Below are 781 nucleotides of genomic sequence, written 5' to 3' on the forward strand. Positions count from 1 at the left end.
TGCTCTTTAAAAATTTGGAAAAGCTGATAATAAAATTCTGATAAATATTCGTATTTATCAAGAGTTTTCAAAAGTAAAAAATGCCATTGATTATTCAATAGAATAGTTAATTGGTATCTACTTTAGTATTCAATATTAACTTCTGGCGAAGTTAAACTGTCATATAACAAAGACCCGTTTGGGTTGTATGGTTAAGTGACTAAGCGTACACGGTGGATGCCTTGGCAGTTGGAGGCGATGAAGGACGTATTAACTTGCGATAAGCCTAGTCAAGCTAGTAAAAAGCGCTTGAGACTAGGATTTCCGAATGGGGAAACCCACCTGCTTGCAGGTATCGTTAACTGAATACATAGGTTAACGAGGCGAACGCGGAGAACTGAAACATCTAAGTACCCGTAGGAAAAGAAATCAACCGAGATTCCGATAGTAGCGGCGAGCGAAATCGGAACAGCCCTTAAGCTTATTATGTGTTAATGGAAGGCTCTGGAAAGTGCCACGATACAGGGTGATAGTCCCGTACATGAAAACGCATTTTAAGTGAAATCGAGTAGGTCGGAGCACGTGAAACTTTGACTGAATATAGGTGGACCATCATCTAAGGCTAAATACTCCCAACTGACCGATAGTGAACCAGTACCGTGAGGGAAAGGCGAAAAGAACCCCTGTGAGGGGAGTGAAATAGAACCTGAAACCGTGTACGTACAAGCAGTAGGAGCCCCTCGAGGGTGACTGCGTACCTTTTGTATAATGGGTCAGCGACTTATATTTTGTAGCGAGGTTA

At 41.9% G+C, this 781-nt stretch carries 1 rRNA gene; it reads left to right on the plus strand.

The features are described from left to right. Positions 1 to 189: 189 nt before the first annotated feature. Positions 190 to 781 (plus strand): 23S ribosomal RNA (locus CWC16_RS17765); the annotation flags it as partial.

The sequence above is a fragment of the Pseudoalteromonas sp. S3776 genome, from assembly GCF_005886915.1.
Lineage (GTDB): Bacteria > Pseudomonadota > Gammaproteobacteria > Enterobacterales > Alteromonadaceae > Pseudoalteromonas.